Origin of the sequence: Methylorubrum suomiense, assembly GCF_022179765.1 — a bacterium.
In the GTDB taxonomy this organism is placed as follows: Bacteria; Pseudomonadota; Alphaproteobacteria; order Rhizobiales; family Beijerinckiaceae; genus Methylobacterium; species Methylobacterium suomiense.
Genome location: NZ_BPRE01000015.1, coordinates 109,711 through 135,696 on the forward strand (window position 1 = coordinate 109,711; position 25,986 = coordinate 135,696).

Genomic DNA, 25,986 nt, shown 5'->3' on the forward strand with positions numbered 1-25,986 from the left:
CCGGTCTCTCAGGAATAACGAGAATTTCTGGCCGGTGTTCTAGGACGGCGGGCTGTTCACGCCAAGCGGTCCCGTCCGCTCAGGCGCGTTCGGCGACGAATGGGAATTGGCCTTGCCTCACCGGCATGCGCTCAAACGGGGAGGCGCAGGCTTGAATTTCTCCGTGTTGTGCGATGCGGGCTTCGGCCTCTGACTAGGCCATTCACAGGGTGCGGTCCCGCCTCCGGCATCATGGCAGGAGCTCAATGCGGAGCGGATCCATCCCGGTCCCGTCGTTGGCCGTGATCGCGCGACAAAAAAGGCCGGACCTTTCGATCCGGCCTTCCGTCACGTCCGTGTGCGATGAAATCAGGGCTTGGGCGCCTCGGCCGGCTTGTCCGTCGCGGGCGGCGTCGCCGGCGCGGTCGGCTGCTGCTGCGCGTCGGTGCCGCCCGACGGCTTGGCGATGTCCGGCTGCGACGGGGCGACCTCGTTCTGCTGCGGCTGCTTCTCGGGCGCCGGCACCGTCCGGGCAGTGTCCTTGCCGTCCCCCTGATTGCCCTGGGGCGCGTTGGTCTCGGGCTTCTTGCTCTTGTCCCCGGTGGCGCTTTCAGGTGCCTTGGTCTCGGCAGGCTTCGTCTCGGCAGGCTTGGCGTCGCTCTTGTTCTCGGCAGCCTTCTCAGCCGGCTTGGCCTCTTCCTTCTTCTCGGCGGCCGGGAGGGGCTTCGGGCTGTCGGACAGCGTGCGCAGGTACGCGACGACGTTGGCCCGCTCGGCCGGTGAGCCGATCCCGGCGAAGGCCATCTTCGTGCCCTTCACGTAGCCCTTCGGATTCTCGAGGAAATGGTCGAGATCGTCGTAGGTCCAGGTGCCGCCCTTCTCCTTCAGGGCGGCGGAATACTCGAAGCCGGGTTCATGCGCCTTCTGGCGCTCCACCACGTCCCACAGATGCGGGCCGACCTTGTTCGGGCCGCCCTTCTCGAAGCTGTGGCAGGCCTGGCAGGCCTTGGTGCCGGCCTTGCCCTTCTCGGCATCGGCGCTGGCAAGGCGAACGGCAATCGGCTCGGCCTTCGGTGCGGCGGCCGATGCGGAAGCGGCCTTCGGCTCGGGCTCCGGCAGCGGGTAGCCCGCATTGCCGGCCGGCTTCGGGTGATAGATCAGCTCCGCAACGAAACCCGACCCGACCGCGAACAACAGGGCACCGAGAACCGCGCCGGCGACCTTGTTCAGCTCGAAGGAATCCATGCTCGACAGCTCCGGCGCGCGGGAAGAGAGCCCGGCGGATGGGGGCCCGACGGGCAAGACGCCGGACTTTGGAAGACTTCGAGGGTGATTAGCCGTTCGGGGCCGATCTTGACAATGGGCCGCGTACGCTGCGCGCTGTCGCATAGGGCGTTCTGAAACGGATTTCGGTGGGCGATCGGCGTCGGCGCCCTGTCATGACAAGCCGCGCGGCCCCTGTTAGAGGCTGCCGACGAGAGCCGGCGGGCTCCGGTGCCCGGTGCGGGGGCCCGAAGACCCGGCCGGACAGCCTCATCCGGTTCATCATGTCCGATCCGCTGATCCTGATTCCGGCGCGCCTCGCCGCGACACGCCTTCCGAACAAGCCGCTCGCCGACATCGCCGGAGAGCCCATGATCGTCCATGTCTGGCGTCGGGCGATCGAGTCCGGTGTCGGGCCGGTGGTGGTCGCCACCGACGCTCCCGAGGTCGTCGAGGCAATCGAGTCCCGCGGCGGACTGGCCGTGACGACCCGGGCCGACCACCCATCCGGGTCGGACCGTCTCGCCGAGGCGCTGGAGATCGTCGATCCCGACGGCAATCACGATGTGGTCGTCAACGTGCAGGGCGATCTTCCGACGATCGATCCCGGTATCATTGCCGCCGCGGTGACCCCGCTCGCCGATCCGCAGGTCGACATCGCGACCCTCGCGGCCCTGATCGAGCGGGATGGGGAGGCGGACGATCCCAACGTGGTGAAGATCATCGGCCACCATGTCGCCCCGAACCGCTTGAGGGCGCTCGCCTTCACCCGTGCCCGCGCCCCGTGGGGAAACGGCCCGCTCTTCCACCATATCGGCCTCTACGCCTATCGGCGGAAGGCGCTGCAACGGTTCGTGAGCCTGCCGCAGGGCGAACTCGAGCAACGGGAGAAGCTGGAGCAGCTGCGCGCCCTCGAGGCAGGGATGCGCATCGACGCCATGGTCGTCACCGACCTGCCCCTGGGTGTCGACACCCCCGCCGATCTCGAACGCGCCCGGGCGCTGCTGTCCGCTCGACGCCTGAACTGAAGCTCGGACCGCCATGACCGATCGCACCATCGCCTATCAGGGCGAACCCGGGGCCAACTCGCACATCATCTGCGCCCAGGCTTATCCAGGTTGGCGCTACCTCGCCTGCCCGACCTTCGAAGACGCCTTCGCGGCGGTGAACGAGGGGAATGCCGCGTTGGCGATGATTCCGATCGAGAATTCGATCGCGGGGCGCGTGGCCGACATTCACCACCTGATCCCGACTTCGCGGCTGCACATCGTGGCCGAACATTTTCTGCCGATCCATTTTCAGCTGATGGTCCTGCCGGGAGCGTCCAGCGACGGCCTCAAGAGCGTGCACAGCCACATCCACGCCCTCGGCCAGTGCCGCCGCATCATCCGTCGCCTCGGTCTGAAGGCGGTGGTGGCGGGCGACACTGCGGGGGCGGCCCGTGAGGTGGCGGAAGCCCGCGATCCGAGCCGCGCGGCGCTGGCCCCCGCTCTGGCGGCGGAGGTCTATGGTCTCGATATTGTGGAGCGCGACGTCGAGGACGAAGCGCACAACACGACGCGTTTCGTGGTGTTCGCTCCGGAGCCCGTGTTGCCGGAGCCCGGCGGCGATCCCACAGTGACGAGCTTCATCTTCCGGGTGCGCAACATTCCGGCTGCCCTCTACAAGGCGCTCGGGGGGTTCGCGACCAACGGCGTCAACATGTCGAAGCTCGAGAGCTATATGGTCGAGGGCCAGTTCACCGCGACCCAATTCTACGCGGAGGTCGACGGCCATCCCGAGGATGACGGCCTGCGCCGCGCGCTCGAGGAATTGCGCTACTTTTCCCGCGAAGTCCGGATCGTCGGCACGTATCCGGCTCATCCCTTCCGGGAAACGACCCGGCAGGCGGCGGAATAACGGAGACGATGAGGGATCTCTGATCGGTCAGGGTCCGGGACTGGTTGGCCCCACGTTCCATCACTACGCCGATAGCTTATTTTGCGATCGCGGGCGCACTCATCTTGCCCAACAACCTACGTCGCCACGAAGCCACAAATTGGGCATCCCGGGTACGCGTCAGCGCCTCGGGATGCGGCCAAAATTCCTAAAAGGTCAAATCGTACTCAGCCGCCGGTATCAGCCGGATCAAACAGCGTCGTCGGCGGAATCGCCATCCAGGATCGTTTCCAGATCACCCATCAGCGCATCGAGCTGGTCGGACGTTGCGCGGATCTTGAACTTCGTCCCATCCTGCGCCTCGACGGCGATTTCGATGTGATCGTCCACCTGCGCCGCGAGCGCCTGCTTGAGCGCGTAAGTGGTCACGTCCTTGGCCATGAAGATCCTCTTAAAGCTGTCCTACGCCAATCGGCGGGGTGGGAAGCGGCGAGGGGCGTCCGTGTTCCACGCCCGATCGGGACGACGCGTCGCAGCCATTCAGCCCTCCACGGTCGAGGGAGAAAACGAGCAGGCTCTTCCCGGACCCGTTTCGCTTGGCCGGAAGTTGTCTCAGGGCGAGGGTTGTTCCGGGGGAGACATCCATGATGCTGCGACACGTGATGCTGAGCGCATTGCTCGGTGGCATCGCAACCGCCAGCGATGCGGCGGCGCAGGGAATGATGCTGACGCAACCGCGCGCATCCGCCCCTCAAACCCAATCGATAGATGTTGCGCCGAAACGGTCCTGGGCCCTAACGGCTTACGAGGCGGCCCCGAAAGCCACCGGGCAACTGCCGAACCAGGCAACCGGACCGAAGCGCGAGCGCGTCGTTCGGGACATCTGCATCGGATGCGACGCGCCCTAACGATGACGCGAAGGGGATCGGTTGGCGCCAGGACCTGAAACAGTTGAAATACGGTCCAGGCCATTGAATTGCTTGGCCAAAACCTGGATCCTTCTTCTCCGGTTGTCTTTTGAATAGTCCTCCAAGCCGCTGAAGGGCTTCCAATTCAGCGACCGCCGACATGGCGGCGTCGGGGCTGGCTGTACCAAAGTGCGTCGTGCATCCGCTGGGGCAAGACAACGCTCAACGTTTGAAGCCTTCGCGCGAAAGACCTGTCGAATATTCTACCTGTGATGGAATAGCAGTCGGCTATGGACTGCCCCGAACACCGATGTGTGATCGCCCACGCCCAAGAACGATGTGGTCATTTGCATTTTGTACAAATATATTGCGCACCATCTAAGCATTGTCTGATTGACTAGTAGCTCGATCGGCCGCTCGTCAAACACGGACGCATGCACTATTTATGAAACTCTGAACGAGGGTATTTCAATGTACGGACAATGCCTTCACAGTGCCAAACTGCTGTTTGCCGCCGCCGATGCAACATGGCGGTGCGAAGCTCAAAAATCCCTCGGACCCAATGCGAGCGATTTCAAATCCATCGCCTCGCTGAAAGTCCGCGGAGACTCTGGTACGCTGCTCCGCACAGCTTTCGACGCGCGCGAGCGAGCCTATGCTATCTTGCACCAAGCCATCGACGCATCTTCGATCAAAGAAAAACAACGATATTAAGCGAATTATTTTGGATTGATGAAAATATATCGGATTATTTCAAGTAATAGATTTGAGCAGGGGGGCGTTGGTCCACCTGGGTGCTTTCTGCCGGCGATCTCGAACGGCCGCATAATTTTTTTAGCGTGCAGATTAACGGTTGCGCCGCAACCGCATTCGGCCTTCAACGCTACGGCATAAGTCGGCGGCGTTAGAGTTGGACCGTCAATCTCATTCCGTTACATCGCTCAACGCCGCTGCTTCGTACAAAGCGGTGGAGCATTCCGACTGATCTCGGTCGGCACTCTCGATGAGGATGTAGGAGATGATCTGCGATGTATTTGGTGGGCGCACTAGGGTTCGAACCTAGGACCCGCTGATTAAGAGTCAGCTGCTCTACCAACTGAGCTATGCGCCCTTCGGTCTCGTCTTCGAGGCCGTGCCGCGGAGCCACCAATCCCCTGCGGTGACGGGCAATTAGCAACGCTCGGGCGGGCTGTCCACCCCATCGTCGAAAATTTTGCCGGGACGATCGAAACGGGCCAGCCGCTGGACCGGGCGCGCCGCGTGACGGGGGGCGCAGTCTCGGCTACAGCGCGAGGCATGAGCGCGCGCCCTTTGCGAATCGGAACCCGCGGCAGCCCCATGGCGCTGGCGCAAACCGGCATGGTCCGTGACCGGATCGTCGCGGCCAATCCCGGGCTTGAGACCGAGATCGTCGTCGTCTCGACCGTGGCCGACCGTATCCTGGATCGGCCCCTCTCGGAGATCGGCGGGAAGGGACTGTTCACGAAGGAACTGGAGCAGGCGCTGTTCGCCGACGCGATCGATGTCGCGGTCCATTCCATGAAGGATGTCGAGACCTGGCTGCCCGACGGGTTGGCCATCACCTGCATCCTCGAGCGTGACGATCCCCGCGACGCTTTTCTCACCGCGGGCACGGCGACTGGCTTCGCCGACCTGCCTGCGGGTTCTCGGGTCGGCACCTCGTCGCTGCGACGGGGCGCGCAGGTTCTGATGCACCGGCCGGACCTGCGGATCGTGCCACTTCGCGGCAACGCCAATACGCGCATGCGCAAGCTGGAGGCCGGCGAGTGCGATGCGACGTTACTGGCGCTGGCCGGCCTGCAGCGCCTCGGCATGGAGAATGTCGCCCGCTGCGTCCTGTCCGTCGAGGAAATGCTGCCCGCAGTGGCCCAGGGCGCCCTGGGTATCGAGTGCCGAGCGGGGGACGACGATATCCGTGCTCTGCTGGCCCCGATCGCTTGTGCCGCCACCACGACGGCGCTCAAGGCCGAGCGCGGATTGCTTGCCGAACTCGACGGGTCTTGCCGGACCCCCATCGCGGCACTCGCTCAACTCGACGGTGACCGGATCAGACTCGACGGACTGCTGTTTCTGCCGGACGGCTCGCAGCACTGGGCCGTTCACCGGGAGGGCACCGTCACCGATGCCGAGGCCATCGGACGGGATGCGGGCGCCGAACTGAAGCGGGCTGCCGGTGACGTGTACTTCGCTCACCTCAAGTGAGCGACATGCGTAGGACGTTTTGCGTTGGCACGGCCGACGGTCTGAAGCACGTTGATTGAGTCAATCGCGACCATTCTGCTACGCACATGCCTACGGCATGCGTATTGAGTAAAACTCACTAGGCTTTGCGGATCTTCTTCGGCGGCGGCGATACGATCACCGACGGTTGCCAATGTGTCTGTCGGCCCAATGCGGCAGATGCTCGGTGCCTGCTTGCTAGGTAGCGCTCGATGGCAATTCGGGCGCCTCGCTTCAGCCCACCGCGCGCAATGTTTGGTGTTGGGGATCCGTGCCCGCCATCATGCGAGCCAGTCCGAGGATCTCGCGGATCTGGAACGGTTTCCGGACATAGATGCTGCCCGTCACGGAGCGGCGTTCCGACGGCGGTGACGTGGAAGCATAGATGACCGGTCGCTGAGGGTGTCGCTCGCGATAGGCTGCGGCCACCGTCCAGCCGTCGATGAGACCGGGCAGGTTGATATCCGTGAACAACCAATCGATCGCGGTCCGGCCATCGCGCAGCATCGTCAGTGCCGCCTCGCCGCTCGACGCCGCGAGCACGGCGATGCCTTCCTGCTCGCACAACTGCGTGAGCATTTCGAGCAGAAGGTAATTGTCCTCGACAATGAGGACCGTCGGACGTGAAACCATGGCCTTGTCCCGGTGGCGCACGTCCACCATCACATCGGCTTTCGGTTAAGGTTCCCTTGAGGAGACCCCGTCACGCCGCAGATACGCTAGGCAGGAGAGCGTAATGCCCGCCCCCGAGTTCGACGCCGATGCCATGGCCGATCTGGAGGACCTGTTTGGGCGTCCGCGGCTGCTCGAACTGCTGTGCGCCTTGGATCAGGAGATCGTCAACCGACTTGTGCCCCCGTCCGATGATCGTGAGCAGCTCGCGCGCGACGCCCATATTCTGGTCTCATCGAGTGGCGCCCTGGCGTTCTCGACCCTGTCTCACTCCTGTGCACGCCTGGAACAAGCATGCTTGCGGCAGGTGGAGGTTGATGCGGCCCTGAGCGATGCGCTGAATGATGCGGCGCGAGCGCGATCGGCGATTGCTGCCTTACGGACCGGCTGAGTCGTCGAGCGTTGCGACAGAGCAACACCTGTCCATGAAGAAGGTTTGCTCATGATCCCGTCCCAGGCGCGCCGCAAAGTTGGACGATAGCCAGCGTGTGCCGCCGCACCGGATCGTGCCAAGGCAAGGGCTAGGACGCCCTCAGCGTCAAGGACGCTTAACCATCAGCGGCTAAATCGGTCGCCAGTGGACATAACCGGCGCGCCATCGACGTGCCGAGGAGAACGACGATGCCGACACCCGCGCGTATCCGTGGGCTTTCCCTCACCTTTGCAATCTGCGCTGCCCTCAGCCTCGGCGCCTGCTCCAAAGACCAGAATCTCGCCGACGCATCGGGTTTCGGCGCGGGCGGTGCGGCTGGTGGTATGGGCGGCGGTGCGGGACGACCCGGAAGCGCGCAGGATTTCGTGGTCAATATCGGCGACCGGGTGTTCTTCGAGTCCGACTCGACCGATCTGACACCGACGGCCACCGCGACCCTGGACAAGCAAGCTGCTTGGTTGCAGCGCTACCCGCGCTACTCCTTCCTGATCGAGGGCCATGCCGACGAGCGCGGCACCCGCGAGTACAACTTCTCCCTCGGTGCCCGACGCGGGCAGGCGGTCCAGGATTACCTCGCCTCCCGCGGCATCGCCGCGAACCGGATGCGAATGGTGTCCTACGGCAAGGAACGCCCGGTCGCGGTGTGCAACGACATCTCATGCTGGTCGCAGAACCGTCGCGCCGTGACCGTCCTCGACGGTGGCGCCGGTTCCTGAGGCCCGCTCGCGGAAGATCCCGGTTTTGCGGCCGGCCGGGCCTTCTGCTAACGCGAGGAACGGCCGCGAACGAATGGACGATCGGTGCCAGCCGCTATGCTCCGCCGCCTTCTCCTTACCGTCGGGATCGCTCTCGCCTGCTGCGCACCTGCGGGCGCGCAGGATGCGTCCGAGCTGATCGTCCGCCTGAATCGGCTGGAGAATGTCTCCCGCCAGATGTCGGGCCAGATCGAGACGTTGCAATACGAAAATCGTCAGCTGAAAGAGCAGCTGCGCAAGTTCCAGGAGGATGTCGAGTTCCGCTTCCAGGACGGGAAGGGAAGCGCCCCCGCCGCACCGCGTCGGGCGCCCGCGCCGCCTCCCGCGGCCTCGCCGGCCCCCTCGGGCGCACCCTACGGCGTTAATCCGGGCGAGGGTAAGCCGGCCAAGCGGGGCGATGCATTCGACCCGGCGCAGAATCCGAATGCACCCGGTGCGCCGAAACAATTCGGGACCACGCAGCCCTCGCTGCCGCTGCCCACTGGTGCCATCGCCGAGGCGGAGGCACCGATGCGCCGCGCGGGTGTGGACGAGGGCGATGCCGGCGAGCCCGGCGACACCGATCTGCCGCCCCCCGGCCTCGGAGGTCCGGTCGATATCGCGCCGCCCCAACCCCGCGCTGTGGTCGCGACGGCCGAGCCGCAGGGATCGGCCAGTATCGCTGCCACGGGCAGTGGCGACGCCCAGGCGGATTTCGAGACTGCCTACGCGCTCATCCGCGAACGGCAATATGAGCAGGCCGAAATGAGCCTGCGCCAGTTCATCCAGTCGCATCCGCGCAATAGCTTGGTGCCGAAGGCGACCTACTGGCTCGGTGAGAGCTACCTGCAGCGCAATCGCTCCCGCGAGGCCGCCGAGCAGTTTCTGAAAGTCTCGACCGACTACGCCAACTCCCCGGTCGCTCCTGAGGCAATGATGAAGCTCGGAGCCTCGCTCCATGCCCTCGGTGCTAAGGCGCAGGCCTGCGCGACCCTCGCGGAAGTCGAGCGGAAATTTCCGAGCGCGGGCGCCACGGTGCGCCAGGGCGTCGAGCGGGAGCTGAAGCGCGCCCGCTGCGCGGCTTGAGCCGAACGGTAACAGGCTCCTCCATCGACGAGCGTATCGCCCGCGCGCTCGCAATGATCCTCGACGCAGCCACGGCCCCCCTACTGCTGGCCGTATCTGGTGGTCCAGATTCGACGGCCCTCATGCACGCGGCTGCCAGGTACGGATCGCCGGCAAGCCTGTCCGTCGCCACCGTCGATCATGGATTGCGCGCGGGCTCGACGGCGGAAGCCAGATCGGTCGGCGAACGGGCCGCCGCGCTCGGGTTGCGGCATGCCGTGCTGACCTGGGAAAAGCCCCGGCGCGACGGGCAGATCCAGGCCGAAGCGCGGGCCGCACGCTATCGCCTGTTGTCGGCGCATGCCGAGCGGGTCGGCGCCGAGATCCTCCTCACGGCCCATACACTCGACGATCAAGCCGAGACCGTCCTGATGCGTCTCATCGCCGGCAGTGGGCCCGCAGGCCTCGCGGGGATGCGCGCGGAACGTCGGCTCACGCCAAACTTGCGGCTTCTTCGCCCGTTTCTCTCGATCGAGAAGGCCGACCTCGTCTCTTACTGTAAGGCCCATTCGCTGAGCTTCGTCAGCGATCCATCCAATGGGGATGAGCGCTTCGCCCGTGCCCGGCTACGGCGGCTGATGCCGGCTCTGGAGGGGGAGGGGCTCACGGCATCGAGGCTGGCGCGGCTTGCGCATCGCCTCGCGCGCGACGATGCGGCTCTCGCGGCGACCGCCGCTGGTCTGTTCAAAGAAGTGACCCGCGAGAGTGAGGGGGAGGGGGTCGTTGTCGATGGCCGCCGCCTGGCCGGCGAAGCGGATGCGCTCGTCCTCCGTGTCATCGATACCGCTCTCGATGCTGTTGCCTCCCAGCTCGAGGGGGAGCGGGTACCGAGACGGCTGGAGCGGCTTGAGAGCCTCGTCCTCGACGCGATTCTGCCCGCGTTGGCCCGAGGCGACACGATCCGACGGACCCTGAGGGGCGTGATTGTCAGCGTCGGTTCCTCGGGACGCATCCGCCTCACGCCCGCCGCGCCGCGCCGGATGCGGTGAACCGCGGCAATAATCCTGTGGGGCGACCTCGCCGCAGGGCGCTTCGATTTACTTGGCAAGGGGAGGAGCGCCGCCTACATTGGCTCCGAGCGCGTGGAGCATGCCCCGGCAGCCGCGGGAAGTCGCCCGCACGCCTCTCAGGACCGAGAGATGAACCCGAATTTCCGCAATTTCGCCCTGTGGGTCGTCATCTTCCTGCTGGTGCTTGCCCTTGTGACCCTGTTCCAGAACCCGGGTCATCGCGGCGGCGGCAGCGAGATCGCCTACAGCCAACTCCTGAATGATGCCGATTCCGGCAAGATCCAGTCCGTCGTGATCGCCGGTCAGGATGTCAGCGGCACCTATGTGGGCGGCGGCAATTTCACGAGCTACATCCCGAACGATCCGAGCCTCGTCTCGAAGCTCCAGAGCAAGGGCGTGTCGATCACCGCCCGCCCGCCGTCCGACAACACCCCGTGGTTCATCCAGTTGCTGGTGAGCTGGCTGCCGATCCTGGTCTTCATCGGCGCCTGGATCTTCCTGAGCCGGCAGATGCAGTCCGGAGCGGGCCGCGCCATGGGCTTCGGCAAGTCGAAGGCGAAGCTCCTCAACGAGGCTCACGGACGGGTATCCTTCGAGGACGTCGCTGGCGTCGAGGAGGCCAAGGAGGATCTGCAGGAGATCGTCGAGTTCCTGCGCGATCCCCAGAAATTCCAGCGTCTCGGCGGACGCATTCCCCGCGGCGTTCTGCTGGTCGGCCCGCCCGGCACCGGTAAGACGCTGATCGCTCGTGCGGTCGCGGGTGAAGCCAACGTTCCGTTCTTCACGATCTCCGGTTCGGACTTCGTCGAGATGTTCGTCGGCGTCGGCGCAAGCCGTGTCCGTGACATGTTTGAGCAGGCCAAGAAGAACGCGCCCTGCATCATCTTCATCGACGAAATCGACGCGGTCGGTCGTCATCGCGGCGCGGGCCTCGGCGGCGGCAACGACGAGCGGGAGCAGACGCTCAACCAGCTGCTCGTCGAGATGGACGGCTTCGAGGCCAATGAGGGCGTCATCATCATCGCCGCGACCAACCGGCCCGACGTTCTCGATCCGGCCCTGCTGCGTCCCGGCCGCTTCGATCGTCAGATCATGGTGCCGAACCCGGACGTCACCGGCCGCGAGCGCATCCTGCGCGTCCATGTCCGGAAGGTTCCGCTGGCTCCCGACGTCGATCTCAAGACCATCGCCCGCGGCACCCCCGGTTTCTCCGGCGCGGACCTGATGAACCTCGTCAACGAATCGGCCCTGCTCGCGGCGCGTCGTGGCAAGCGTATCGTCACGATGCACGAATTCGAGGACGCCAAGGATAAGGTGATGATGGGTGCTGAGCGGCGCACCCTGGTCATGACCGAGGACGAGAAGCGGCTGACCGCCTATCATGAGAGCGGCCACGCCATCGTCGCCCTCAATGTTCCGGCGACCGATCCGGTGCACAAGGCCACGATCATTCCCCGTGGTCGTGCCCTGGGAATGGTCATGCAGTTGCCCGAGCGCGACAAGCTGTCGATGTCGTTCGAGCAGATGACCTCCCGACTCGCGATCATGATGGGCGGTCGCATCGCCGAGGAAATGACCTTCGGGAAGGACAAGGTGACCTCCGGCGCTCAGTCGGACATCGAGCAGGCGACCCGCCTTGCCAAGATGATGGTCACCCGCTGGGGCTTCTCGCCTGAACTCGGAACAGTGGCCTACGGCGACAACAACGACGAGGTGTTCCTGGGGATGTCGATGGGCCGTCAGCAGACGGTGTCCGAAGCGACGGCTCAGAAGATCGATGCCGAGGTGCGCCGACTGGTCGAGGCCGGACTCGAGGAGGCTCGTCGCATCCTCGCCGATCGCGCCGACGACCTCGAAGCGCTGGCCCAGGGACTGCTCGAATACGAGACTCTGTCCGGCGATGAGATCCGCAAGCTGCTCCAGGGTGAGCCGCCCGTGCGCGATTCCGGCGACGTGCCGCCGACGCCCGCCCGCGGTTCGCCGGTGCCGTCGACGGGTCGCGGGCGGCCTCGGGGCAGTGATGGCGGATTGGAGCCGTCCCCCCAGCCTCAGGGCTGACGCGGTCTCCCACGGCAACTTCTAATCAGGGCCCGCTCCGGCGGGCCCTTTTTTGTGCAACAGTAACGGGTGCCGTGTCAGATGCGGCGCGGCGGTTCACCATCGATTCGCCACGCTTCGTCACCAGCCGTGTACCGCTTTATCGTATAGGGACCCGGGCAACCGGGAGCGACGGACTTGCGCAAGTACTTTGGAACCGACGGCGTCCGCGGACGCGCCAACGGCGTGATCACCCCGGAGCTCGCCCTGAAGGTGGGGCAAGCGGCCGGCGTCGTGTTTCAGCGGGGCGATCACCGTCATCGCGTGGTGATTGGTAAGGACACCCGTCTTTCGGGCTACATGATCGAGACGGCCCTGGTCGCCGGGTTCACGTCCGTCGGCATGGATGTGCTGCTGCTCGGCCCGATGCCGACACCGGCGGTCGCGATGCTCACCCGTTCCATGCGCGCCGATCTCGGCGTCATGATTTCGGCCTCGCACAACCCGTTCGAGGATAACGGCATCAAGTTGTTCGGTCCCGACGGGTTCAAGCTCAATGACGAGCTTGAGCTCGAGATCGAGGGGCTTCTCGACGGCGATCTCCGCAAGAAGCTGGCCGGTTCACGTGATCTCGGACGCGCTAAGCGCATCGAGAGCGTGCATGCGCGCTACATCGAGTTCGCTAAGCGCACGCTTCCGCGTCACGTCACGCTCGAAGGCCTGCGCGTCGTCGTCGATTGCGCCAACGGCGCCGCCTACCGCGTCGCCCCTGAAACGTTGTGGGAGCTCGGCGCCGAGGTCATCTCCATCGGTGTCGAACCCGACGGCTTCAACATCAACCACGATGTCGGCTCGACCGCCCCGGACGCGCTCATCAGCAAGGTCCGTGAGCTTCGCGCCGATGTCGGCATCGCCCTCGACGGCGACGCCGATCGGGTGCTGATCGTCGATGAGAAGGGGCAGAAGGTTGACGGGGATCAACTGATGGCGGTGGTCGCTCGCTCCTGGAAGGAGGACGAGCGTCTCACCCAGCCTGGCTTGGTCGCGACCATCATGTCGAATCTGGGCCTGGAACGCTACGTCAACGGCCTCGGGCTGTCGCTCGCTCGAACGGCGGTCGGGGATCGCTACGTTCTCGAATACATGCGGGAGCACGGCTACAATCTCGGGGGCGAACAGTCCGGCCACATCATCATGTCGGATTATGCCACGACCGGCGACGGGCTTGTCGCGGCCCTTCAGCTCCTGAGCGTGGTCAAGCGTCAGGAACGGCCGGTGAGCGAGGTCTGTCATTGCTTCGAGCCGTTGCCGCAGATCCTGAAGAACGTCCGCTTCCGCTCCGGTGAGCCGCTGCGCGCCGATTCCGTCGTCTCGGCCATCGCTCAGGCCAAGGACCGGCTCGGCGCCTCGGGTCGTCTCGTCATTCGTCCGTCGGGGACCGAGCCGGTGATCCGCGTCATGGCTGAAGGCGATGACCGCGCGCTCGTCAACGAGGTGGTGGATGAGGTGGTCGACGCGGTGACCCGCGCCGCCGCCTAACGGCGCTGATGGGCAAGCCCCCGGCTTCCGCAATGAGGCCGGGGCTAGCGGGTCATCTCCTCCGCATCTGCTGAAAACAAAATCACCCTGCGATCATCGAGGGCTTCCCAACAGTTGCGATAGCTGTCGGCTGATCGAATGAACTTGCGGACGGCCTCCGGAATTCGCTGCAATTCGCCCACCTGTGGCAGTTTTGAAGTTCCGACGAGAAATCATGGAAATCGGCAAGGCTAATTTTTAGCGTTAAGCGCGGCTTAACCGCCGGGGATCATTCTTCCACTCGCACCACGGGCTGGCCTCCCTGTTTTTCGGCGCGCCCAACGAGTGAAGGATATCCGCATGCGCCGCCGCACAACGCAGCTCGCCTGGGCGCGCTCTCTTACGCTCCTCGCGGGCGTCGGGGTGCCCTGCCTGGCCCAAGCCGCCGATCTTCTGCCTCCGCCGCCTCCGCCCCCGCCGCTTGTCGAGACCGTCGATTTTGCCGGTGGCTGGTACCTCCGCGGTGATGCTGGCTGGGGTGACCTCGAACTGCGTCGCACGGAGGCGATCGACGTCTCCAAGCCGCCGACCCCGTACAGTTACAAGGCCATCCAGGACAAGGTCGGTAGCCAGTGGTTTGCCGGAGGCGGTGTCGGCTATCAGGTCAACCCGTGGCTGCGCTTCGATGCCACCGGCGAGTACCGCTTTCATGCGAAGTGGCACCTCTATGCCGAGGATACGACGTTTCCGAACACCAACGGTTACAACCTGACCAAGGGTAAGTTCGATTCGGTCGTTGGCCTCGTCAACGGCTACGTCGAACTCGGTACCTTCTTTGGCGTGACACCGTTCTTCGGCGCGGGCGTCGGCGTGGCCCACCACATGTTCGGCACCGCGAACGATTACGGCTTCGGCGCCTATGCCGGCGGCTACGGCACCGGTCCGGCCAAGGATAAGACGAACTTCGCCTGGGCTGCCCATGCGGGTATCGCCTATGCCCTGTCCCACAACGTCAAGCTCGAATTAGCGTATCGCTACCTCAACATGGGTGACGCCCAGACGGGTATCGTGACCTGCGGCGCGACGTGTCTGAGCACGGTCTACCGCGTCAAGGAAATCGATACCCACGATGTGAAGGTCGGTCTGCGCTACCTGCTCGGTGCGCCTGCGCCCCTGCCGCCGATGGATTATCCGGCGCCCGGCCCGCTGGTGCGCAAGTACTGAGTGTAGCCATCCAATCGAGTTGCCTGACGGAGGAGACGGCGCGGGACATCCCGCGCCGTCTTTCTTTGTTCGGACGTGAGCCGTTAAGGTTAAGTGGATCATAACCTTCTTGCGGCAACCTCTGGACAATCGCAGAGCGGCTCCGGCCGCCGATGACCCGAGAGAGTCCATGATCGGTCTGCAGAGTTTCGCCCTTGCGGCGGCCATCATCGTCTGCGCTGCGCCTGGCCTTGCCGCAGCGGCGGATCTCCCCCCTCCGCCGCCGCTGCCGGTGGCCGCTCCCGTCGAGATCGGCGGCAGCTGGTATCTGCGGGGCGACTACACGGAAAGCTGGTTCCGCCATCCCAAGGATGCGGCCTTGCCCGACCCCAACGATCCCGGCCTGCCCCCCCTCGTCGGAGTGCGCATGAGCCGCGAGGGCGGCTATGGCGGCGGTGTCGGCTACCGCATCAATCCGTGGCTTCGCGTCGATGCGACGTTTGATCAGCGGTCCAGCTCGGATTTCCGAGCCTTCTCGTCTCGCTCGAACTTCGCAACCGGCTACAACGTCGAGGCCGGCAAGATCGATGTTCTGACCGGTCTCGTGAACGTCTACGCCGATCTCGGGACATGGTACGGCTTCACGCCCTATATCGGCGCCGGCATCGGCTTTGCCGACAAAAACATGCGTCGCAATTACACCCAAACCACCTGCCTGATCGCGGAATGCGACGGCGTCACCGGCTCGCTGCCTGGTCCGCGCGATGCGGTGCCCCGGCCCAATCATTCCGTTGCGAGCTTCGCCTGGGCGCTCACCGCCGGTCTGTCCTACGACATCGGCGCGGGCTTTACCGTGGACGCTGCCTATCGCTACGTCGATCTCGGGCGTTCCAAGAGCGGCCTCGACGCCTACGGCTTCGGCACCCGCGTAAAGGACTTGGCCTCCAACGAGTTTCGCATCGGCCTGCGCTACAGCTTCTCGAACCTGTTCACGCCCGGGCTGAACAACCCCTACGGCAATTGATGCCGGGGCGCCGATCGCGACCGTAGGTCGGGGTCGGTCACCCTATTCATCAGGCACTTCGGGCCTTGAACTCGCGCTCGATGCCGTATCGGCAACCGGAAGATATCGACGACGCTTCGCGCGGATTGCCTAAGCCTTGAGGGCTTCAGGGTGCCGCGCTTCTGGCGCTGGCACCCGGCGGTGAACACCGCGCCGGGCCGGTGCGCCCCTTCATCATAACCATGACGGCCGGATCAGACTGCTTGCCATTCTTAGCGTGGTCTTCGGAAGATCATGACTGTCCGAATGAGACACAACCCGAGACTGTCTTGGAACAGAAAATTAAGGTTACCGAAGTACCACGGTATGATCAGCCCGGCGCATCGTTCCGCTCCGGTGGCTGGAGGACGATGACGATGCGTATCGCGACCCTTGGTCTTCTCGCTGCTCTCGTGTCGGCGTCCGGCGCCGCCGCGGCCGATCTCGATTACGGCTATTTGCGCGGCGCGGATGACGATTATGCCCCCGCTCCCGATATCGATTGGAGTGGCTTCTATGTTGGCGGACATGGGGGATACTCTTCATCGTCCATGAGTTTTTCTAGCTCCCTTGGTAAGATCTATAGCGCTTATTTCCGGAACAGAGACATCGAAGCTGAATACAACGTCTCGTCGTTCCTTGCGCTGCCGCCCCGTCGCGTCCACGGGGCAACTTATGGCGGATATGCTGGTTATAACCTGCAGTTTGACGATGTTGTCGTCGGCGTAGAGGCGGATTACACCTACTTTGGCAAATCAGGTGAGTCCTATAATGCCATAAGTCGTATTATGACCACTAAGGGCAACATGGTTGAAACCGTTAACTTGCGCGGATTCTCGAAAACTGAACTTGAGGATTATGGGACAATTCGTGGTCGGGCTGGATACGCCTTCGGGGGCTTTTTGCCCTTCGTGACGGCCGGTATTGCTATCGGGCGGGCGACAATCTCTGACCAGCCTGGAGTTCAGAACTACGGCTACGATGCGACGGCCGTTGCAGCGTATCAAGCCGATACAAAGGCGGGAATACCCTACAATCACGGGTACACTCGGTTCGATCCCAATAATCCTAATCTCTCCACCCCATCGGGCTTCGTTAAAATCCCGGTGAAGGAGAAAAGCAAGGCTATGGCCGGCGTAGCCCTCGGTGCCGGTCTTGAATTTGCCCTGACATCGAACATCGTTCTGCGCGGCGAGTATCAGTACATCCTCTTCAACGATTTTGATGGTCATAAGGTCAATGTGAACACCGTCCGCGGCGGTGCCGCCGTCAAGTTCTGACGCACTCGAATTTGCGAGGCAGCCCCGTGCGACCCATTCTCTCCATCGTCGCCGCTCTCGCTGCGTCCGCCTGCGGCTTCGCCTGCTGCTCGGCCGCCGCGCAGGAAATCGGGCGGCGTACCGCGCATCGTCCGGTGGCCGAGATGCTGCCGCCGGAGGTGCCGTATCGCGATCCCCGGCCACGATTCCGGCTGCCGCCGCCCGGGCCCGGGTTTCGTGCGCCCCCTCCCGTGATCCGCTACACGGTACAGGGCTATCAGCCCCGCGCGACCAATCAACCGATCTACAACGAACCGCCACAGCCGCTTCGCTGAGGGGATCCCCCGAACGGTCGCCCTCATCCGCTGTGAGAGGGTTGGGCAAGCAAACCGCTCAGCTGTCGAGCTCGCTGTCCCAATAAAGGTAGTCGAGCCAGGTGTGGTGGTATTGCCGGTGGTCGAATTCCGGCTGGCGGCGGTGCAGTTCGTAGCGGGTGGGTCGGTGGGGCTCGTTGAGGAGCGGCATCTCGGCCTCGGCCGGTGTGCGGTTGGCCTTTCGAAGATTGCACGGTGAGCAGGCCGCGACCACGTTTTCCCAGGTCGAAAGGCCGCCGCGGGAGCGCGGCACCACGTGGTCGAAGGTGAGGCCGCCGGAGGGAAGGCGCAGGCCGCAATATTGGCAGCTGAAGGTATCCCGCAGGTAGATGTTGTAGCGGGTGAAAGCCGGGCTTCGGGCGAGGGCCACGTAGCTCTTCAGGGCGACGACGCTCGGTACTTTGAGGGACCGGCTCGGGCTATGCGCCTCGACGTCGTAATTGGCGACGAGCGTGACGCGGTCGAGGAAAAGGGCCGTGAATGCGTCCTTCCAAGACCATAAGGACAGCGGATTGTAGGAGAGCGGCCGGTAATCCGCGTTGAGGACCAGGGTTTGCAGATCGATCATCGACGCCACTCGCTGCTCGCGGCGGCGCCCGGTGGCGCCGCAGCCTCGGCCGGAGGAAGTCCGGAAGGCCCATGCCGCACCCGCCACGGCGGAAGCCCGGCATCCGGCAGGGCCGGATCCGGGCGAACGGCATCCTGGTGAGGGGTATCCTGACGGCGACGCTTCTCCCGTCCGGCGGAACGTGCCGGCTCGGTCCCAAGCGTGGCGGGGCGGACGATCAGCGCCGCCTCCTCGCTGCGTGAGGATATGGCCAAGTCCATCGGCGCTTAGTCTAATATCAGCGTGACAAGCTTGTGAAGGCGAGGCGTCCTGCCGTGTCGTCGCGGCGGGTGATATCCCCCGCCGATGTCGTCCGTACGGAATTGGCCGAGCCGCACGGTTTCGCCCCATTGCGCGGGCAGAGGAACGGGGCCGGTGGGGGGCGAGCGTGGCGGAATTGCCGCGCAACCGCGCCACACCGGCCTCCGCGGCAGGCACGACTGCGACCCAGGCGATCGAGGCCGGGCTGCACGGGCATGCCCGTGAACCGTCAGGACCCCGAATCCTCCGGCAAAGGATGACGATGCTCTCATCACTCCCCGGCCTCCGCCGCCTCGCCCGAAGCGCCGGTCTGATCGCCGGTCTCGGTGTCAGCGCCCTGCTTCCGAATGCAGCGATCGGTCAGGGACAGGCCGCGCCGCCCGCGGCTCAGCAGCCGGCCTCACCGCCGAAGCCCGCGCCCGCACAGCCCGCCGCAACGCCGGCGCAGGGACAGGCGGCCGCACCGGCTCTCGCCGCCAAGCCGGCCCAGCCCAAGACGCCGGTCTCGGAGGCGCTGCAGACGGTCCGTGACCGGCTGGAAGGCATCAAGACCGACCTCGAAGCCCGGGAAAAGTCGATCACCGGGCCCAATGCTGGCCCCGGAGACCTGACCCGCGCCCGCGACGGGCTCGACGCCGTCGCGGATCGCCTGCGGACGATCATCGACGCCCTGGCCCCGCGCCTTGATGCTGCCCGCGAACGCCTGGAGCAGATCGGCCCGAAGCCCAAGGAGGGCGAGGAGGGCGAGGACGTCGCGCGCGAGCGGGCCGAGCGCGAGCAGGCGGTCAACGATGTCGACGGGACGCAACGGCTGGCGAAATCGCTTCTGGTTCAAAGCGACCAGATCGTCGATCAGATTGCGAACCGCCGCCGCGCCGCCTTCACCCGCGGTCTGCTGGAGCGCTCCTCGTCGCTGCTGAGCCCGGATCTATGGATGCGGGTCGCCGCCGACATTCCGCGCGACATCACTTCGCTCAAGTCGGGCCTGGACGATACGCTCACGCTCTTCCGCCGCAACGGCACCCTCTGGAACCTTCTGGTGCTCGGGCTCGCCTTCGGCCTGTCCTTCGCGCTCTATTTTGGACGCCGCAACATCGCACCCCGGCTCGGGCGTCGCGATACGGCGGTCACCGATCCATCGCGGCGGCGCAAGTTGCTGGCGGCGTGGCGGGTCCTGCTGTTGGGCACGCTCCCGGCGGTGGCAGGCAGTTACGCGATCTACTACGCCCTCGACGCCACCGAACTCCTACCGGTACGGTTTCTGCCGGTGGCGAGTGCGATCGTCGGCGGCTTTGCCTTCGTGGCCTTCGTTCAGGCAAGCGCCGATGCCCTGCTCGCCGTCGGCAAACCGGCTTGGCGCCCGGCTCCGGTCTCGGACGCGGCAGCGTGGCGGATCTCGGCCCTGGCCGTTTCCATCGCCGTCGTCATCACCGTCTCGAAGTCGCTCGAAGCCTTGAACTCGGCCATTTACGCGGCCCTGCCGATCTCCATCGCCACGCGCGGCCTCGGCGCCGTCGCGGCCGCCGCTCTGCTCGCCATCGGTCTCCACCGCTTCGCCGACACGGCGGAGAAGGAGGAGGAATGCTTCGGCCCCTACGTCGCCGCCGATGCCTCCAGCGGCATCGGCGGCCCGCTGCGCCTGCTCGGTTGGGCGGCGGCGGCGGTGATCGCGGTGGCGCCGCTCGTCGGCTACGTTGCCCTCTCGTCCTTCCTGGTCGACCAGCTCATCTGGGCCGCCGGGCTCATCGTCCTGCTCTGGCTGCTGATGGCCAGCGCCGATACCCTGATCGGCGGGAGCTTGAGCGGCGAGACGCGCCTTGCCACGACCCTTCAGGCCAATACCGGCCTGCGCCGCCGGTCGCTCAATCAGATCGCCGTCCTCGCCACCGGCGCCGCCCGGGTGCTGCTGATCGCCATCGCTGCCCTGTTGATCCTGGCGCCCTGGGGTCTCGATTCCACCGACGTCTTTTCCTCGATCCGTACCGCCTTCTTCGGTTTCAAGATCGGCGACGTCACCATCTCGCTCTCGGCCATCGCGCTCGGGATCACCATCCTGGGTGTCGGCGTCTTCATCACCCGGGGCATCCAGCGCTGGCTCGAGAACACCTATCTGCCGGCGACCGACCTCGATGCCGGGCTGCGCAACTCGATCTCGACCGTTGCGGGTTATGTCGGCTTCCTGCTGACCCTGGCGCTGGCGTTTTCGTATCTCGGCCTGAGCCTCGAGAAGCTCACCATCGTCGCTGGCGCGCTCTCGGTCGGTATCGGTTTCGGCCTTCAGTCGATCGTCAACAACTTCGTCTCAGGTCTGCTCCTGCTGTGGGAGCGTCCGATCCGCGTCGGCGATCAAGTGCTGATCGGCGATTCCGAGGGCATCGTGAAGCGCATCTCGGTGCGCTCCACCGAGATTCAGACCTTCGACCGCTCGGCCGTGATCGTGCCGAACTCCAATCTCATCTCCGGCATCGTCAAGAATCGGGTGCGCGGCGACCGGACCGGCCGCGTCATCATCGCGGTCAGCGTCCTGCGCAATCAGGATCCGGTGCGGGCCGCGGAGATGATGGTGGCCTGCGCCAGCGCCCATCCGGACGTGCTCAAGCAGCCGCCGCCGCGGGTCGTGTTCAAGAAGATCGGCGATCCCTTCCTGGAATTCGAGCTGGTCGCGATGATCGTCGACGTGAACCTTTCGCAGAAGGTCCAGAGCGATCTCAATTTTTCGGTGTTCAAGACACTGTCGGACGCGGAATTCATTCCGCCTATGGGCCCGGCGTCGAGTTTCATCACGGTTCAAGGTCTGGAGCCGGTGCGCGACGCGCTTGGCCAGATCGCGCACGCGGTCGGCAACACTCAGACCGTCGCAGTCGCGGCTCCGGCCGAGGCGCCTGCCGGGGAGGGGGGCAGCAGCCCGGTTTCCGGCTCACGCGACGAATCACGCCGGGCCGATGGTCAGTGGGACGGCGGGCGGCGCAAACTCGGTCAGCCCTCTTGAGCTGAAGCCGAGCCGTTCCCACCTAACGCCATCTCTTTCGGGACTTGGATTCGTGTCGGGACGTCCGCCTCTCGCCGCCATCGCTGCGGCTCTTGCTCTCGCTGCCCTTCTGCAGGGTTGCGCGAGCCGCACGACGCCCGAGGCTGCGCTTCCGACTCTCTACCTGCCACTGACGACCGCTTCGACCTCCCTGAATACGGGTGAGGCGCGCGACATGATCTCGGCCTATCGCGGCAACAACGGCCTTCCGCCGCTCCGGCTCGATCCGGACTTGCAGAGGCTGGCGGAAGCGGAGGCAGCGGCGATGGCGGCGGCCGATCGGCCGAGCAGCAGCCGCACGGTCCGCAGCGCGGTCGGACGGCTGGGCTACGAGGGGGCCGATGCCAATCTCTCCGCGGGCTATCACACGCTCGCGGAGGCGTTCTCAGGTTGGCGTGACAGCCCACCGCATCGTTCGGTGATGCTGGCACCGGAGACGTCCCGAATGGGCATCGCCACGGCCTACGCGCCGAATTCGAAGTACAAGGTCTACTGGGCGCTGCTCGTCGCCAAATAGGCCGTCGACGCAGCCCTCACGGCATTCCCTTGCCGTTGGGCGTCGCCGGCGGTTCCGAGAGCAAGGTGACCGTCACCCGGCGGTTGGCCGCAAGATAGGGGTTGTCCGGAAACATCGGCTCCGTGTCCGCCTTGCCGCTCACGGAGGCGAAGCGATCTTCCGGCATGCCGGCACTGGCTAAGATCTCGCGGACACTCAGAGCACGGTTGGCCGAAAGCTCCCAGGGAGGAGCTGTGTCGCGGGAGCCCGGCCGTGGGGTCGCCGTGAATCCCGTCACGACGATGCGGTTAGGCAGCCGTACCAGGGTGGGTACGAGGCGTTCCAGCAGGCGCCGGGTGCGGTCGTAGGGACGGCTCGATCCCTCCGGAAACATCGAGCGCCCGTCCTGATCGACGATGGCGACGTCGAGACCGCGCTTGGTCGGCGCAATGATGATGTTCTTCGACATCTCCGCCACCTCCGGCATGTCCTGCATGGCCTGATAGAGGGAGGCGGCGGCTTGGCCGAAGGCGTCCGGATAGCCGCGATCGGGGATCCCGTCGTCGAGACCGCTCTCGACCTGCGGCGGCGTGGTGCGGTCGCTCGCCCGATCCGGCGAGACGTCGCGCAGATTCCGCAGCTTGTCGGCGGTCGGCAGGCCCTCCTGCTCGATGATGCCGGCGAACTTCGATTCCTTGTTGGTGCCGAAGGCGTCGCGCATCGATCCCGCCACGACCTGCAGCTTCTTCTGGTCCTGGGTCGAGTAGGCGGCGATCATGACGAAGAAGCTCATCAGAAGCGCCATCAGATCGGCGAAGGTCACGAACCAGCCGTGACCGCCATGCGCGCCACCGCGCTTCTTCTTGGCCACGCTCCTGTCTCCTCAAACCGGACGCGTCGCTCCACGGGGAGCGGCGCCCTCGTGGGTCAAGCCGCTTCGGCGACGAGGTCGGCGCGGTGGTTGGCCGGCAGGTAGGCGATCAACATCTCGCGCACGAGCGAGGGGCTCTTCTGGTCGCGGATCAGCAGGATGCCGTCGATGATGAGGGATCGCGACACGTCCTCCTCCTCCAGCTTGACGTGGAGTTTGTCGGCGATCGGCAGGGTGACCATGTTGGCGATCAGCGCGCCGTAGAGGGTCGCGAGCAGGGCGGTCGCCATGGCGGGGCCGAGCTTCGATGGGTCCGACATATTGGCGAACATGGTCACCATGCCGAGAATGGTGCCGATCATGCCCCAGGCGGGGGCGCAATCGCCGAAGGCGCGGTAGATCTTCGAGCCCTCGTCGAGATGCATCAGGAAGTTGTCGCGGTCGCGCTCCATCGTGTCGCGGATGAAGTCACGGTCGTAGCCATCGGCGATGTAGCGAGCGCCCTGGGCTAGGAACGGGTCGGAGATCTCCATGTTCTCCAGCGCGATCGGACCGGACTTGCGCACCACGTCCGCGATCTTCGTGATCTCCTCGATCAGTTCGTGCGGCTTGATGGATCGCATGGTGAACGCGTAGCGCAGGCCCATCGGCAGGCCGTGCAGCATGGTCGAGAAGGGGAAACGGATCATCGTGGCGGCGATCGCGCCGCCGAAGATGACGATGACGGCGTGCTTGTCGAAATAGGCGGCGAAGTTGCCGCCATCGATCATGATCAGCGTGAAGACCACGCCGACGCCACCGACGAGCCCGATACCGGTTGCGAGATCCATTGACGCGACGCCCGATCCAGCCCGCCTGCGGGCACTCGTCACAGGTCTAAAAAAACAGGCTGAAGGAAGCGTAAAGGCGTTGCCGGATCGCTGCTCTCCGCGTCATGTGCCGTTCAGGGGAGGCAGGGCATAAGTCCCGCACCGATGGTCGGAAAACCGCTAGAGCGGGTCGTGATCGTCGGGGCCGGGACGTTTCCCGGCGAGTCTCACAACCCGGTGCCGCACGACGGCAGGACGGGACGGGGAGCGAATACCTGATGTCGATGTTTCGACTCTACGCGCGGGTTCTGGGCCTGCTCGGGGCGGAGAAGCGGCTGGCCGTCGGCTTGATCCTGGCCAACGTCGCCCTGGCGGTCGCCGCATTTGCCGAGCCGCTCATCATGGGCCGGATCATCGATGGCTTGACCCATCTGTCGAAGGAATCTCCCGCGAGCACTCTGGCTCCCTGGATCGTCGCCTGGGTGGTGTTCGGCCTGTTCACCATCGGAGCCGGCGTGGCCATCGCCCTGCATTCCGACCGGCTGGCGCATCGCAATCGCCTCGCCACCATGGCGAATTACTTCGAGCACGTTCTCGAACTGCCCATCGCCTTCCACTCGTCCAACCATTCCGGCCGCGTGCTCAAAGCCATGCTCGAGGGCACGAACGGCATGGCCTGGATCTGGCTCAATTTCTTTCGCGAGCATTTCGCCGCCCTGCTCTCGGTGGGCGTGCTGCTGCCGCTGACCCTGTTCGTGAACTGGCGCCTCGGTGCGATCCTCGTCGTGCTGGTCCTGATCTTCACGGCCCTGGCGAGCTACGTCCTGCGCCGCACGGAAACGCTTCAGGGCGAGGTCGAAGAGTACCAGTCGGGTCTCGCCGCCCATGCGTCCGACGCGCTCGGCAACGTCGCGGTCATCCAATCCTTCACCCGCGCCCGGGCCGAGAAGGAGGCGATGCGCAACATCATCCACGATCTGCTGCGCGTGCAGATCCCGGTCCTGTCGTGGTGGGCGCTCGCCAATGTCGCGACCCGCGCGTCGGGCACGCTGACCATGACCGCGATCTTCATCACCGGCATCGCCCTGCACCAGAAGGGCGCCGCGACGGTCGGCGAGATCGTGGCCTTCATGAGCCTCGCCACGATGCTGGTAACGAAGCTCGACCATGTCGTGACCTTCGTGAACGGTGTCTTCATGCAGGCCCCGAAGATGCGCGAGTTCTTCGAGGTGCTCGACACGGTGCCGACCGTGCGCGACCGGCCCCAGGCGAAGCCCCTGGCCCGGCCCGAGGGCGCGGTCGAGTTCGAGAATGTCAGCTTCTCCTATGACGGCCGCCGCCGTGCGCTCGACAACGTCTCGTTCAGCGCGAAGCCCGGAGAGACGGTGGCCCTCGTCGGCACCACCGGCTCGGGCAAGTCGACCACACTCGGCCTGCTTCACCGGACCTTCGACCCGGAGCATGGCGCGATCCGCATCGACGGCACCGATATCCGCGACATCGGTCTGTCGAGCCTGCGCCACAACATCGGTGTCGTGTTCCAGGAGCCGATGCTGTTCAATCGCTCGATCCGCGAGAATCTCCAGGTCGGCCGCCCCGATGCGACCGACGCCGAGATGCTCGATGCGCTGGAGCGCGCCCAGGCCGGCGAGTTCATGGCGCGCCAGTCCGACGGCCTCGACACCGTGATCGGCGAGCGGGGCCGCTCGCTCTCCGGCGGCGAGCGTCAACGCCTCTCGATCGCTCGCGCCTTGCTGAAGAACCCACCGGTTCTGATCCTCGACGAGGCGACGAGTGCCCTCGACGCCGCCACGGAGCGGAAGCTGCAGCAGGCGCTGGAAACGGTGATGGAAGGCCGCACGACCTTCGTGATCGCCCACCGCCTCGCGACGATCCGCAACGCCGATCGGATCCTGGTGTTCGAGCAGGGCCGGATCGTGGAGGCGGGAACGTTCGACGAGCTGGTCGCCCAGGGCCATCGCTTTGCCGACCTCGCCAAGGCGCAGTTCATGGCGGCGCAGACGGAGGACGATCTGCCCATGGCGGCGTGACGTCCCACAGAAAAACGGCCCGCTCTCGGAAGAGGGCAGGCCGGGTCAGGGGAGGTTTCGCAGGAGAGTGCTGGTTGAAAGCGTGAGACGGGACAACGGTTCCCCGGCAATCCGCCTCGACGCGTCGAAACTCCGCAGCGTCACGGATCGGCCACACCTTCACGAGGGCGCGAGGCGTGGTATAGGG

Annotated in this window: 25 protein-coding genes and 1 tRNA gene; 19 read left to right on the plus strand and 7 right to left on the minus strand. The window is 65.2% G+C overall.

Annotation, left to right across the window (positions count from 1 at the left end; genetic code table 11):
- Window positions 1-348: 348 nt before the first annotated feature.
- Complete coding sequence (locus tag MFF26_RS20830; RefSeq protein WP_137828154.1) at window positions 349-1,224, minus strand: c-type cytochrome; 876 nt, start codon at window positions 1,222-1,224, stop codon at window positions 349-351.
- 302 nt (window positions 1,225-1,526) lie between these two features.
- Between MFF26_RS20830 and MFF26_RS20835 the strand changes: the two genes are divergently transcribed.
- Window positions 1,527-2,270, plus strand: coding sequence for a 3-deoxy-manno-octulosonate cytidylyltransferase (locus tag MFF26_RS20835; protein ID WP_137828153.1), 744 nt, complete (start codon window positions 1,527-1,529; stop codon window positions 2,268-2,270).
- 13 nt (window positions 2,271-2,283) lie between these two features.
- Window positions 2,284-3,141: a prephenate dehydratase gene (locus tag MFF26_RS20840; RefSeq protein WP_137828152.1), complete on the plus strand. Its 858-nt coding sequence runs from the start codon at window positions 2,284-2,286 to the stop codon at window positions 3,139-3,141.
- A gap of 228 nt (window positions 3,142-3,369) precedes the next feature.
- On the opposite strand, the gene MFF26_RS20845 is transcribed toward MFF26_RS20840, so the two are convergent.
- A complete protein-coding gene (locus MFF26_RS20845; protein WP_137828151.1) occupies window positions 3,370-3,561 on the minus strand; it encodes a hypothetical protein in 192 nt (63 codons plus the stop codon).
- Window positions 3,562-3,764: 203 nt separating this feature from the next.
- Between MFF26_RS20845 and MFF26_RS20850 the strand changes: the two genes are divergently transcribed.
- Window positions 3,765-4,028, plus strand: a complete 264-nt coding sequence (locus tag MFF26_RS20850; RefSeq protein WP_137828150.1) for a hypothetical protein — start codon at window positions 3,765-3,767, stop codon at window positions 4,026-4,028.
- A 471-nt stretch (window positions 4,029-4,499) separates the two neighbouring features.
- Window positions 4,500-4,742: a hypothetical protein gene (locus tag MFF26_RS20855; RefSeq protein WP_137828149.1), complete on the plus strand. Its 243-nt coding sequence runs from the start codon at window positions 4,500-4,502 to the stop codon at window positions 4,740-4,742.
- Between the two features lie 321 nt (window positions 4,743-5,063).
- On the opposite strand, the gene MFF26_RS20860 is transcribed toward MFF26_RS20855, so the two are convergent.
- A tRNA-Lys gene (locus MFF26_RS20860) sits at window positions 5,064-5,139 on the minus strand.
- A gap of 185 nt (window positions 5,140-5,324) precedes the next feature.
- Here MFF26_RS20860 and hemC point away from each other — a divergent pair.
- Entirely contained in the window at window positions 5,325-6,251 is a 927-nt protein-coding gene (gene hemC, locus MFF26_RS20865; protein ID WP_137828148.1) for a hydroxymethylbilane synthase, read from the plus strand.
- Window positions 6,252-6,503: 252 nt separating this feature from the next.
- Here the strand turns inward: hemC and MFF26_RS20870 are convergent, their stop codons facing one another.
- Window positions 6,504-6,902 (minus strand): response regulator, encoded by a 399-nt coding sequence (locus tag MFF26_RS20870; protein ID WP_137828250.1) that lies wholly within the window; start codon window positions 6,900-6,902, stop codon window positions 6,504-6,506.
- A 103-nt stretch (window positions 6,903-7,005) separates the two neighbouring features.
- Here MFF26_RS20870 and MFF26_RS20875 point away from each other — a divergent pair, with 103 nt between their 5' ends.
- From MFF26_RS20875 to MFF26_RS20920, 10 genes are all read left to right on the plus strand, one after another.
- Window positions 7,006-7,332: an Hpt domain-containing protein gene (locus tag MFF26_RS20875; protein ID WP_137828147.1), complete on the plus strand. Its 327-nt coding sequence runs from the start codon at window positions 7,006-7,008 to the stop codon at window positions 7,330-7,332.
- A 230-nt stretch (window positions 7,333-7,562) separates the two neighbouring features.
- The gene (gene pal / locus MFF26_RS20880) at window positions 7,563-8,090 is read left to right on the plus strand and encodes a peptidoglycan-associated lipoprotein Pal (RefSeq protein WP_137828146.1); all 528 of its coding nucleotides are present in this window, start codon (window positions 7,563-7,565) and stop codon (window positions 8,088-8,090) included.
- A 96-nt stretch (window positions 8,091-8,186) separates the two neighbouring features.
- On the plus strand, window positions 8,187-9,194 hold the full coding sequence (ybgF, locus tag MFF26_RS20885) for a tol-pal system protein YbgF (RefSeq protein WP_137828145.1): 1,008 nt from the start codon (window positions 8,187-8,189) through the stop codon (window positions 9,192-9,194).
- Window positions 9,191-10,222 carry a tRNA lysidine(34) synthetase TilS gene (tilS, locus tag MFF26_RS20890; protein ID WP_505744340.1) on the plus strand — a complete coding sequence of 344 codons (1,032 nt, stop codon included), beginning with the start codon at window positions 9,191-9,193 and terminating at the stop codon, window positions 10,220-10,222. The genes ybgF and tilS overlap by 4 nt, the downstream gene beginning before the upstream one ends.
- 150 nt (window positions 10,223-10,372) lie before the next feature.
- Window positions 10,373-12,301: an ATP-dependent zinc metalloprotease FtsH gene (gene ftsH / locus MFF26_RS20895; RefSeq protein ID WP_137828143.1), complete on the plus strand. Its 1,929-nt coding sequence runs from the start codon at window positions 10,373-10,375 to the stop codon at window positions 12,299-12,301.
- 177 nt (window positions 12,302-12,478) lie between these two features.
- Window positions 12,479-13,819 (plus strand): phosphoglucosamine mutase, encoded by a 1,341-nt coding sequence (glmM, locus tag MFF26_RS20900; protein ID WP_137828142.1) that lies wholly within the window; start codon window positions 12,479-12,481, stop codon window positions 13,817-13,819.
- 339 nt (window positions 13,820-14,158) lie between these two features.
- Entirely contained in the window at window positions 14,159-15,022 is an 864-nt protein-coding gene (locus MFF26_RS20905) for an outer membrane protein (protein ID WP_137828141.1), read from the plus strand.
- A gap of 169 nt (window positions 15,023-15,191) precedes the next feature.
- Entirely contained in the window at window positions 15,192-16,025 is an 834-nt protein-coding gene (locus tag MFF26_RS20910) for an outer membrane protein (RefSeq protein WP_137828140.1), read from the plus strand.
- A gap of 308 nt (window positions 16,026-16,333) precedes the next feature.
- Window positions 16,334-17,323 (plus strand): outer membrane protein, encoded by a 990-nt coding sequence (locus MFF26_RS20915; RefSeq protein ID WP_308447763.1) that lies wholly within the window; start codon window positions 16,334-16,336, stop codon window positions 17,321-17,323.
- A 26-nt stretch (window positions 17,324-17,349) separates the two neighbouring features.
- Window positions 17,350-17,637, plus strand: coding sequence for a hypothetical protein (locus tag MFF26_RS20920; protein ID WP_137828139.1), 288 nt, complete (start codon window positions 17,350-17,352; stop codon window positions 17,635-17,637).
- 58 nt (window positions 17,638-17,695) lie between these two features.
- Here the strand turns inward: MFF26_RS20920 and MFF26_RS20925 are convergent, their stop codons facing one another.
- Window positions 17,696-18,244 (minus strand): HNH endonuclease, encoded by a 549-nt coding sequence (locus MFF26_RS20925; RefSeq protein WP_137828138.1) that lies wholly within the window; start codon window positions 18,242-18,244, stop codon window positions 17,696-17,698.
- A gap of 71 nt (window positions 18,245-18,315) precedes the next feature.
- On the opposite strand from MFF26_RS20925, the gene MFF26_RS20930 reads away from it, so the two are divergent.
- From MFF26_RS20930 to MFF26_RS20940, 3 genes are all read left to right on the plus strand, one after another.
- Entirely contained in the window at window positions 18,316-18,486 is a 171-nt protein-coding gene (locus MFF26_RS20930) for a hypothetical protein (RefSeq protein WP_171015409.1), read from the plus strand.
- A gap of 320 nt (window positions 18,487-18,806) precedes the next feature.
- Window positions 18,807-21,533: a DUF3772 domain-containing protein gene (locus tag MFF26_RS20935; protein ID WP_308447764.1), complete on the plus strand. Its 2,727-nt coding sequence runs from the start codon at window positions 18,807-18,809 to the stop codon at window positions 21,531-21,533.
- Window positions 21,534-21,585: 52 nt separating this feature from the next.
- Window positions 21,586-22,089: a CAP domain-containing protein gene (locus MFF26_RS20940; RefSeq protein ID WP_238308492.1), complete on the plus strand. Its 504-nt coding sequence runs from the start codon at window positions 21,586-21,588 to the stop codon at window positions 22,087-22,089.
- 16 nt (window positions 22,090-22,105) lie between these two features.
- Here MFF26_RS20940 and MFF26_RS20945 read toward each other — a convergent pair whose 3' ends face one another.
- A complete protein-coding gene (locus MFF26_RS20945; protein ID WP_137828135.1) occupies window positions 22,106-22,939 on the minus strand; it encodes an OmpA/MotB family protein in 834 nt (277 codons plus the stop codon).
- A gap of 56 nt (window positions 22,940-22,995) precedes the next feature.
- A complete protein-coding gene (locus MFF26_RS20950) occupies window positions 22,996-23,769 on the minus strand; it encodes a motility protein A (RefSeq protein WP_137828134.1) in 774 nt (257 codons plus the stop codon).
- A gap of 257 nt (window positions 23,770-24,026) precedes the next feature.
- On the opposite strand from MFF26_RS20950, the gene MFF26_RS20955 reads away from it, so the two are divergent.
- Entirely contained in the window at window positions 24,027-25,799 is a 1,773-nt protein-coding gene (locus MFF26_RS20955) for a glucan ABC transporter ATP-binding protein/ permease (protein WP_137828133.1), read from the plus strand.
- Window positions 25,800-25,986: the final 187 nt, after the last annotated feature.

Bases quoted from the DNA above. Each gene is read 5' to 3' on its own strand.
- ybgF (WP_137828145.1), top strand. From the start codon at position 8,187: ATGCTCCGCCGCCTTCTCCTTACCGTCGGGATCGCTCTCGCCTGCTGC.
- MFF26_RS20835 (WP_137828153.1), top strand. From the start codon at position 1,527: ATGTCCGATCCGCTGATCCTGATTCCGGCGCGCCTCGCCGCGACACGC.
- MFF26_RS20925 (WP_137828138.1), bottom strand. From the start codon at position 18,244: ATGATCGATCTGCAAACCCTGGTCCTCAACGCGGATTACCGGCCGCTC.
- MFF26_RS20830 (WP_137828154.1), bottom strand. From the start codon at position 1,224: ATGGATTCCTTCGAGCTGAACAAGGTCGCCGGCGCGGTTCTCGGTGCC.
- MFF26_RS20905 (WP_137828141.1), top strand. From the start codon at position 14,159: ATGCGCCGCCGCACAACGCAGCTCGCCTGGGCGCGCTCTCTTACGCTC.
- MFF26_RS20930 (WP_171015409.1), top strand. From the start codon at position 18,316: ATGCCGCACCCGCCACGGCGGAAGCCCGGCATCCGGCAGGGCCGGATC.
- MFF26_RS20840 (WP_137828152.1), top strand. From the start codon at position 2,284: ATGACCGATCGCACCATCGCCTATCAGGGCGAACCCGGGGCCAACTCG.
- MFF26_RS20870 (WP_137828250.1), bottom strand. From the start codon at position 6,902: ATGGTTTCACGTCCGACGGTCCTCATTGTCGAGGACAATTACCTTCTG.
- MFF26_RS20910 (WP_137828140.1), top strand. From the start codon at position 15,192: ATGATCGGTCTGCAGAGTTTCGCCCTTGCGGCGGCCATCATCGTCTGC.
- MFF26_RS20845 (WP_137828151.1), bottom strand. From the start codon at position 3,561: ATGGCCAAGGACGTGACCACTTACGCGCTCAAGCAGGCGCTCGCGGCG.
- MFF26_RS20875 (WP_137828147.1), top strand. From the start codon at position 7,006: ATGCCCGCCCCCGAGTTCGACGCCGATGCCATGGCCGATCTGGAGGAC.
- pal (WP_137828146.1), top strand. From the start codon at position 7,563: ATGCCGACACCCGCGCGTATCCGTGGGCTTTCCCTCACCTTTGCAATC.
- MFF26_RS20955 (WP_137828133.1), top strand. From the start codon at position 24,027: ATGTCGATGTTTCGACTCTACGCGCGGGTTCTGGGCCTGCTCGGGGCG.
- hemC (WP_137828148.1), top strand. From the start codon at position 5,325: ATGAGCGCGCGCCCTTTGCGAATCGGAACCCGCGGCAGCCCCATGGCG.
- MFF26_RS20850 (WP_137828150.1), top strand. From the start codon at position 3,765: ATGATGCTGCGACACGTGATGCTGAGCGCATTGCTCGGTGGCATCGCA.
- MFF26_RS20950 (WP_137828134.1), bottom strand. From the start codon at position 23,769: ATGGATCTCGCAACCGGTATCGGGCTCGTCGGTGGCGTCGGCGTGGTC.
- MFF26_RS20855 (WP_137828149.1), top strand. From the start codon at position 4,500: ATGTACGGACAATGCCTTCACAGTGCCAAACTGCTGTTTGCCGCCGCC.
- ftsH (WP_137828143.1), top strand. From the start codon at position 10,373: ATGAACCCGAATTTCCGCAATTTCGCCCTGTGGGTCGTCATCTTCCTG.
- MFF26_RS20935 (WP_308447764.1), top strand. From the start codon at position 18,807: ATGCTCTCATCACTCCCCGGCCTCCGCCGCCTCGCCCGAAGCGCCGGT.